Here is a 6,626-nt window from a genome sequence, read left to right on the forward strand (position 1 = left end):
CAACCGCGAGCACTTCAAGACCGCGATCTACTTCCACCTCGGCGGGCTCCAGCTCTATCCGGCCATCCCATGACCCACGGAGTTCCCAGAAGAGCCCTCAGAAGAGGTAGTCCAGGCGGGTCTGCATCCCGGCGGCCATGTGATAGGTGTTGTGGCAGTGCAGCTGCCACACGCCCGGGTTGTCGGCGACGAGGACGGCGTTGAGCTTCTTCTTCGGCAGCACGATCACGGTGTCTTTGCGCGGGCCGGGCGTGCCGTCGGAGTTGATCAGCTGGAAGGTGTGGCCGTGCAGGTGCATCGGGTGATACATCATGGTGGTGTTGTCGAAGGCGATGGTCGCCCCGCGCGACAACTCCGGCGCCGCGCTGGTTGTCGTCGTGGTGGGCGTGCTGTGCGCGCCGGGCTTGTTCGCCGACGTCAGCTCGTCGAACAGATAGCGCGGACTCTTGCCCACACCGTCAGTCCAATCATCCAGGACGACAATCCATTCGGAGTCGTAACCGGAGTCGGCCGGATCGTCGACGATCAGCGGCAGGTAAAGGCCCGCGTCCTCCTGGAGGCCAACGTGCGGATGGGCCCAGTAGGTGCCCGGGTTGGGAACGGAGAAGCGGTAGGTGAAGTCCTGGCCGGCGTCGATGTTCGGCGTGGCCGGCGCCGCGCCGTCCATGTCGTTGCGGATCACGATGCCGTGCCAATGCGCCGACGTGGGGCGGTCGAGCCGGTTGGACACACTGACGACGAGCTCGTCACCGACCTTGGCCCGGATCGGCGGTCCCGGAACGCCGTTGCCGTAGGCCAGCGTGCGCACCACGGTCCCGCCCAGGTCGACCTCGGTCCGCTGGGCAGTCAGAGCGGCGGTCACCGTGCGGCCGCTGTGCGGCCGGGCCGCCTCGGCCGCGGCGATGGCGTCGGCCATCTTCGCGGCGTTGCCCGGACCCTGCGGCCTGGACTGCCCGCAGGCCGCCAGCGCCAACCCGCCGGCGATGCCGGCGGCCATGAACCCGCGCCTGGTCAGCGGCGCGGCCTCGAAGGGGGCTCCGCCGGTGGGCAGCACGGCCATGAAAGCTCCTCGGTCATGTCCTGGGATGGTCCCCCTAGCCTTATACCGTGCTCGACCGGCGGGCGGGGCGCAATCGCTGAGAGCTTTTCTCGCCGAATATGCGGTGATCCCGCAGCCCGGCGGTGTGGTCGACGAACCCGATCGTGGCCTGCTAGGTCGCGCCCGCGGCCATCCAGTCACCGAACCGGGTGGGGAAGACGGTGAGTTCCTCACCCTCCACGGGAACGATGGTGTGGTCGTCGAGCAAGGCCCCGAAGTAGCGGGCATCGGGATCGCTGATCACCTCCCGTCGATCACCGGTGGCGGCGAACCGGATCCGGATGAAATCGTCCATGCCCCGCTTTTCCGGGCCCGCGACGTTGGTCACCCGGTTCAGCGGATCGCCGGCGGCCGCGCGCGTGACGGCCGTGGCGACATCCGTGGCGGCAATGGGCTGGAACGCCCCGCGCGGCGCGCGGACGGTGTTCCCCTCGGTCATCGAATCGGCAATGCCGTCAACGAATTCGAAGAACTGAGTCGCGCGCACGATCGAATACGGCAAACCCGATTCCACGATCAGCTTCTCCTGCGCGATCTTGGCCCGCATGTAGCCGCTTTCGGAGGCCCGCTCGGCGCCCACGATCGACAACGCCACGTGGTGCCTGGCGCCGGCGGCCCGCTCCGCCTCCAGCAGGTTACGGGTGGACGTGCTGAAGAACTCCAGCACGTCGTCATCGGCCCAGGACGGGGCGTTGGACACGTCGACGACCGTGTGCGCGCCGACGAGCGCTTCGCCGAGGCCCTCGCCGGTGAGGGAGTTGACGCCCGAGCGCGGCGAGGCCGCGACGGCCTCTTGCCCCAGTTCGCTGAGCATGGCCACCACCTGCGATCCGATCAGCCCGGTGCCGCCGACAACCACGATCTTCATGCTCGAGCCTTTCGTGAGTTTGCTGCCGACCCTACCGACGGCCGGTGGGGCCGCGTGGGCGATCCGCCGTCCGCCGGCGGGTTAAATCAATCGCTTGACTTAATGCATCGCGCGCCGATTAACTCTCCGTGTGGGCAACGAACTCGACGGCAGGGTGGCCATCGTCACCGGTGGCGCTTCCGGCATCGGTCGCGGCATCGTCGAACGGTTCGTCTCCGAGGGGGCCCGGGTGGTCGTCGCCGACGTCGACGCGGACAAGGGCGAGAGGCTGGCCGCGGCGCTGGGTGCCGGCTCCGTCTTCCGGCGCACCGACGTTTCCGACCCCGCGCAGATCGGGGCGCTGGTGGACGCGGCCGTGCGGGAATGCGGGGGTCTGCACGTGATGGTCAACAACGCCGGTGTCTCCGGCGTCATGCACCCGGGGCTCCTCGAGGACGACCTGGCCGATTTCCACCGCGTCATGGCCGTCAACGTGCTGGGCGTGATGGCGGGGACGCGCGATGCCGCCCGGCACATGGCCACCCACGGCGGCGGGTCGATCGTCAACGTCACCTCGATCGGCGGAATCCAGGCCGGTGGCGGCGTGCTGACCTACCGTGCTTCCAAGGCCGCGGTCATCCAGTTCACCAAGTCCGCGGCGATCGAGTTGGCGCGACACGACATTCGGGTGAACGCCATCGCGCCGGGCAACATCCCGACGCCGTTGGTGGCCTCGTCGGCATCGACCATGGACCCGGGCCGGGCCGAGCGCTTCGAGGCGCGGATCCGCGAGACCATGCGCGCCGACCGCCCGCTGCAGCGCGAGGGTACCCCCGACGACATCGCCGAGGCCGCACTGTATTTCGCCGGCCGCCGGTCGCGCTACGTCACCGGCACCGTGCTGCCGGTGGACGGGGGGACCGTGGCCGGCAAGGCGATCCGGCGGAGCGAGTGAGGCCAGACCCGTCAGGATTCCAGCGCGGGGTGACCCGCGCGTGCCTCCAGCCGCAGCCTGGCCAGGTGCCCCGCCTGCTCGAGATCCGGCGCTCCGAGCGTTTCCATCAGCACGCTGTGCGAATGGGTGAGCACGCCGAGCACCACCTCCGCGGGTAGCCCCGGAAACTGCCGGCCGAGAGAGTCGGCCGTGTTCCGGAACTCGGCCGTGCCGGGAAAGCATCGCCGGCTCGCGGCCGGCGGCACCACGCGACTGATGTCCTGGCTGTGATGCAGCGCGGCGATTGTCTTGCGTCCGTCGCGGATCGGGGAGTTCACCGGCATCCACACCCGGTAGAGGAACTCGCCCGGCCGCTGCCGGTCGGGAACGTCGTAGCGCTGCACGCCCATCCAGTGTTGCGCCCCGCGGCGGAACGTCTTTTCCAGCGAGTCGGCGAGGTTGGCCACGCCGTCCGCTTCCACGTCGGCCGGGTTGTCCGGGAATACCTCGAACAGCGGACGACCGATCATGGCGTCCCGCGGGTGTGCTGAAGCCCGTTCGAAAGCCGCGTTCACCGAACGGATGCGTAAGTCGGCGTCGATGAGCGCATACGGCGCCCATCTCGTCTGAAACCACGCGGAATTCTCGATCTCCGCCGCCTGTCGCGCTGACAGCACGGTTGTCCCTCCCTGATGAAGCTTCTGCGCCCGGCTGCCCGTTGCTTCAGCGCCGCGACACGGAAACTCCATCGTGGCGCAACGTGAACGCCATCCGCGAGGGTCTTTGGTAACTCGGCGCCTCGGCGTAGCCGGGCCGAGACAAAGATTAAATCAATCGCTTGACTTAATCGCCGGCGCGGGGTTGACTGACGCAATGACCGCAGCCGGCAGGGCCGTTCGCACCGAGCGGGCCAGCTCCACCCAGGAGGCGATCCTGGTGGCCGCCGAGCGGTTGTATGCCGAGCACGGCATGTTCGCGGTGTCCAACCGGCAGGTCAGCGAGGCCGCCGGCCAGGGCAACAACGCCGCGGTGGGTTATCACTTCGGCACCAAGGCCGACCTGGTGCGCGCCATCGAGCAGAAGCACCGCGGGCCCGTCGAGCAACTTCGCGAGCAGATGGTGGCCGAACTGCTCAAGCGGGAAGACCCGGCGCAACTGCGCGACTGGGTCGCCTGCCTGGTGCGGCCCCTCACCGACCACCTGGCCGAACTCGGGAGCCCCACGTGGTACGCGCGATTCGCCGCGCAGGCGATGACCGATCCCGCTTACTACCACATCATCGTCAAGGGCGCGCTCAGTTCGCCGTCGCTGGTCCAGGTCGTCGAGGGCATCAACCGGTGCCTGCCCGACCTGCCCGCCGAGGTGCATTTCGACCGCAACATCATGGCCCGCAACCTGCTGATGCATACCTGCGCCGACCGCGAGCGCGCGCTCGCCGCCGGGGCGTCGCCGTCCCAACGTTCCTGGCGCGCCGCCGCGTCCGGCCTCATCGACGCGGTGGTGGGGCTGTGGCTGGCGCCCGTGACATCGTACGAGTGAAGGGGGTCCGCAGGTGAAAGTGACCGTCGACCAAGACGTTTGCGCGTCCTCGGGCAACTGCGTCCTGAACGCTCCCGACATCTTCGACCAACGCGACGACGACGGCGTGGTCGTGCTGCTCAATCCGAGCCCCTCGCCCGATCAGGCCGAGGGCGCGCGCCGGGCGGCCGCCGCCTGCCCCGCACTGGCCATCCGTATCGAGGAGTGACATGTCGGACACGCTGACCGCAGGGACCGAAATCGATTCGGGCATACCGGAATATCCGATGGCGCGGGAGGCGGGCTGCCCGTTCGCCCCGCCGCCGGATGTCATGGCGCTCGCGGCGGCCGCGCCGCTGTCCCGGGTCCGCATCTGGGACGGCAGCACGCCGTGGCTCGTCACCGGCTACGAGGAAGTGCGCGAGCTGTTCTCCGACTCTCGGGTCAGCGTCGACGACCGGGTGCCCGGCTTCCCGCACTGGAACGCGGGCATGTTGTCCACGGTGCACAAGCGGCCGCGATCGGTGTTCACCGCCGACGGCGAGGAGCACACCCGGTTCCGCCGCATGCTGTCGAAACCCTTCACGTTCAAGCGGGTCGAGGGCTTGCGCCCGACCATCCAGCAGATCACCGACGACCACATCGACGCGATGCTGGCCGGACCGCGACCCGCCGACCTGGTCGCCGCGCTGGCCCTGCCGGTGCCGTCGCTGGTGATCAGCCAACTGCTCGGGGTGCCCTACGAGGATGCCGAGATGTTCCAGGAGCATGCCACCGTCGGGCTCGCGCGCTACGCGACCGGCGAGGACACCGCCAAGGGTGCGATGAGCCTGAACGCTTACCTCGCCCGGCTGGTCGAGGCCAAGATGGAGAACCCCGGCGAGGACGCGGTGTCCGATCTGGGCGAGCGGGTCAGGGCGGGCGAGCTCACCGTCAAGGAGGCCGCCCAGCTCGGGACCGGCCTGCTGATCGCCGGACACGAGACCACCTCGAACATGATCGGACTGGGTGTCCTTGCCCTGCTGGCGAATCCGGACCAAGTGCCCGTCATCCGCGACGCCGAGGACCCCAAGATCGTGGCCAACGCGGTCGAGGAACTGTTGCGGTACCTCAGCATCATCCAGAACGGACAGCGCCGCGTCGCCCTGGAAGACATCGCCATCGCCGGTGAGGTCATCCGCGCCGGAGAAGGCATCATCATCGACCTGGCCCCGGCGAACTGGGATGCCGATGCCTTCACCGAACCGGACCGGCTGTACCTGCACCGCTCGGGCGCGGATCGCAACGTCGCGTTCGGGTACGGCAGACACCAGTGCGTGGGTCAGCAGCTCGCTCGTGCGGAGCTGCAGATCGTCTACCGAACGTTGTTCCGCCGCATCCCCACGCTCTCGCTCGCCGTCCCGATCGAGGAGGTGCCGTTCAAGCACGACCGGTTGGCCTACGGCGTCTACGAACTGCCGGTCACCTGGTAGCCCCGCTCCCGAAGGAAGGTCAACGATGACAACAACCAGCCCAGTCTCGCTCTATCCTCCCGAAGGCTTCGGCGCACCGAAGGATCGCCATGGCCACGCCGGCGGCGTCGACGTGGGCCTGCCCGAGGGCACCGTGGTGTTCTCCGCGGACAACCACATCTCCTTGGCCTCCGACATCTTCTACGAGCGGTTCCCCGACGACCTCAAGGACAAGGCGCCGCGGATCTGGTACGAGGATGGCGCCTACCAGGTCGGGCGCAAGGGCCAGTCGTTCCTGCCCGGCGACTTCAGCGCGGTGCTGATGCAGTACGACGACCTGCCGGGGGCCGCGAGCACCAACATCGAGGCGCGCATCGCCGAACTGCACGACGACGGCGTCGACAAGGAACTGGCCTTCCCCAACGCGGTACTGGCGCTGTTCCACTACCCGGACAAGGCGTTGCGCGAACTGACGTTCCGCATCTACAACGACTACATCGCGGAGCTGCAGGAGCGCTCGGGTGGCCGCTTCTACGGCGCCGGACTGATCAACTGGTGGGACCCCACGGGCACCCGCAAGACCCTCGAAGAGCTGAAGTCGTTGGGCATCAAGACGTTCCTGATGCCCCTGAACCCCGGCAAGGACGACGACGGAAACCCGATCGACTATGCCAGCACGTCCATGCGGGCCGTGTGGGACGAGATCGAAGCCGCCGGGCTGCCGCTCACCCACCACATCGGCGAAACCCCGCCGAAGAGCCCGTGCGAGTTCAACAG

The 6,626-nt window shown here is 68.4% G+C and carries 8 protein-coding genes; 5 read left to right on the forward strand and 3 right to left on the reverse strand.

From position 1 onward, the window contains the following. Positions 1–97: 97 nt before the first annotated feature. On the reverse strand, positions 98–1,060 hold the full coding sequence (locus AC2VOR_RS19015) for a multicopper oxidase family protein (RefSeq protein WP_369736998.1): 963 nt from the start codon (positions 1,058–1,060) through the stop codon (positions 98–100). Positions 1,061–1,211: 151 nt separating this feature from the next. After that, complete coding sequence (locus AC2VOR_RS19020; protein ID WP_369736999.1) at positions 1,212–1,967, reverse strand: SDR family oxidoreductase; 756 nt, start codon at positions 1,965–1,967, stop codon at positions 1,212–1,214. Positions 1,968–2,097: 130 nt separating this feature from the next. On the opposite strand from AC2VOR_RS19020, the gene AC2VOR_RS19025 reads away from it, so the two are divergent. Then, on the forward strand, positions 2,098–2,901 hold the full coding sequence (locus AC2VOR_RS19025; RefSeq protein ID WP_369737000.1) for an SDR family NAD(P)-dependent oxidoreductase: 804 nt from the start codon (positions 2,098–2,100) through the stop codon (positions 2,899–2,901). A gap of 11 nt (positions 2,902–2,912) precedes the next feature. Here AC2VOR_RS19025 and AC2VOR_RS19030 read toward each other — a convergent pair whose 3' ends face one another. Next, on the reverse strand, positions 2,913–3,557 hold the full coding sequence (locus tag AC2VOR_RS19030; RefSeq protein WP_486964303.1) for a PAS domain-containing protein: 645 nt from the start codon (positions 3,555–3,557) through the stop codon (positions 2,913–2,915). Positions 3,558–3,753: 196 nt separating this feature from the next. On the opposite strand from AC2VOR_RS19030, the gene AC2VOR_RS19035 reads away from it, so the two are divergent. The 4 genes from AC2VOR_RS19035 to AC2VOR_RS19050 form a co-directional block, all read left to right on the forward strand. After that, positions 3,754–4,419 (forward strand): TetR/AcrR family transcriptional regulator, encoded by a 666-nt coding sequence (locus AC2VOR_RS19035; protein ID WP_369737002.1) that lies wholly within the window; start codon positions 3,754–3,756, stop codon positions 4,417–4,419. Between the two features lie 13 nt (positions 4,420–4,432). Continuing rightward, positions 4,433–4,627, forward strand: a complete 195-nt coding sequence (locus tag AC2VOR_RS19040) for a ferredoxin (protein WP_369737003.1) — start codon at positions 4,433–4,435, stop codon at positions 4,625–4,627. A gap of 1 nt (position 4,628) precedes the next feature. Next, entirely contained in the window at positions 4,629–5,870 is a 1,242-nt protein-coding gene (locus AC2VOR_RS19045; RefSeq protein WP_486964304.1) for a cytochrome P450, read from the forward strand. A gap of 25 nt (positions 5,871–5,895) precedes the next feature. Then, a partial coding sequence (locus AC2VOR_RS19050) for an amidohydrolase family protein (protein ID WP_486964305.1) occupies positions 5,896–6,626 on the forward strand: 731 nt, incomplete at its 3' end.

This window comes from Mycobacterium sp. TH-M103, from assembly GCF_057473785.1.